Here is a 1,546-nt window from a genome sequence, read left to right as displayed (position 1 = left end):
AGATGTGTATAAGAGGCGGCCCCCGCCGCGCCCCCGACCGGCGCCCCGGCCGAGGCCGAGGCCGACGGGACCGCCGGCGCCGACATCCTCCGCGAGGTGCTGGGCGTCGACGCCCGCACCGACCTGGCCTGGGCGGTCGGGGGCGCGCTGCGCCCGGAGACGCTGGACGTGCTGCAGGACGGCGGGATCGAGCAGGTCGTGCTCCCCCCGGGCGGGCTCACCGGCGGGGCGGCCGCGCTCGGCCTGCAGGGCCCGGCCGCGGCCCGGACGACGGTCCCCACCGGGGACGGCGAGGTGACGGCGCTGGTCGCCGACCCCGCGCTCGGCGACCTCGCGGGCGCCGCGCCGCGGGCTCCCGGGGGCAGCCGGGCCGCCGAGCAGCGCTCGATCGCCGAGCTCGCGCTGCTCGGCCTGCAGCCCGGCGGCGCGACCGCGCAGCAGAGCGTGCTGGTGGCACCGCCGCGCGAGGTCGACGCCGACCCCTCCGGCGTGAGCGCGATGATGGCCGCCTCCGCCCAGTTCCCCTGGCTGCGGCCGGCCACCGTGGCCGAGCTCGGCAACGGTCCGACCACCGGCACCGGCGAGCTGGTGACCCCCGAGAAGCCCGGCGGCCTCGAGGCCGCCGGGCTGACCGACGTCGCCGCCGCGGTGGCGATCCGCAACCAGCTGGCCAGTGCCGTCGTCGGCGACCCCGACGCGGCGCTGACGCGCTGGGACGCCGCGACCGCCCGCACCACCTCCGCCGCGTGGCGGGACGACCCCGCCGGCTTCGCCGCGGCCGCGGCGGACCTGCGGACGGTGCTGGACCGGCTGACCGAGCGGGTCACCCTCCTCGCCCCGGCCAACGGCACCTACAGCCTCGCCTCCAGCGACGCCCCGCTGGTGCTCACCGTGCGCAACGACCTGCCCTTCGCCCTGCGCGTCCAGCTGCGGGTGCAGACCCGCGGCAACTCGCTGTCGGTGGGGGACCTCGGCGACCAGGTGCTCGGCCCCGAGCAGCGGACCACGCTGCAGGTGCCGACCGAGGTGCGCCAGTCCGGCCGCTTCGGCGTCGCCGCCACGCTCACCACCCCGGACGGCGCACCGCTGGGCGACCCGGTGCAGCTGCAGGTGCAGAGCACCGCGTACGGGTCGATCTCGGTCATCATCACCATCGGCGCGGCGGCGCTGCTCGGGCTGCTCTTCCTGCGCCGGCTGGTGCGCTACCTGCTGCGCCGTCGGCGCGGCACCCCCGGCGACGAGGACGGCGACCTGCCCGGCGGCCCGGCGCCCGAGGGTGCGGCCGTCCCGCTGCCACCCACGCGGAGCCCGGTGTGAGCGAGCGTGCGAGCTCACCCGGTGGACACAGCAGCGAGCGTGCGAGCTCACCCGGTGGACACAGCAGCGAGCGTGCGAGCTCACCCGGTGGACACAGCACCCCCGCGAACGCGGCCGCCGAGCGTCAGCGAGGCGGACTCGTGAGCGGTCGAGGAGTGGGAGAGCAGCAGCGCCGTCCGCTGCCCCCCGTGCCGCCACCCCCCGCCGCCCCTGGCTCTCATACACATCT

1 pseudogene is annotated in these 1,546 nt (G+C 77.9%); it reads left to right on the top strand.

Annotation, left to right across the window (positions count from 1 at the left end):
* Positions 1 to 81 precede the first annotated feature (81 nt).
* Positions 82 to 1,317, top strand: a pseudogene (locus tag CNO22_RS26915) (DUF6049 family protein); the annotation flags it as partial.
* Between the last annotated feature and the right edge of the window lie 229 nt (positions 1,318 to 1,546).

It is taken from the genome of Geodermatophilus chilensis (genome assembly GCF_002802985.1).
GTDB lineage: Bacteria > Actinomycetota > Actinomycetes > Mycobacteriales > Geodermatophilaceae > Geodermatophilus > Geodermatophilus chilensis.
Note: the sequence above shows the minus strand (reverse complement) of the source record. Positions and strands in the feature narration are given on the sequence as shown.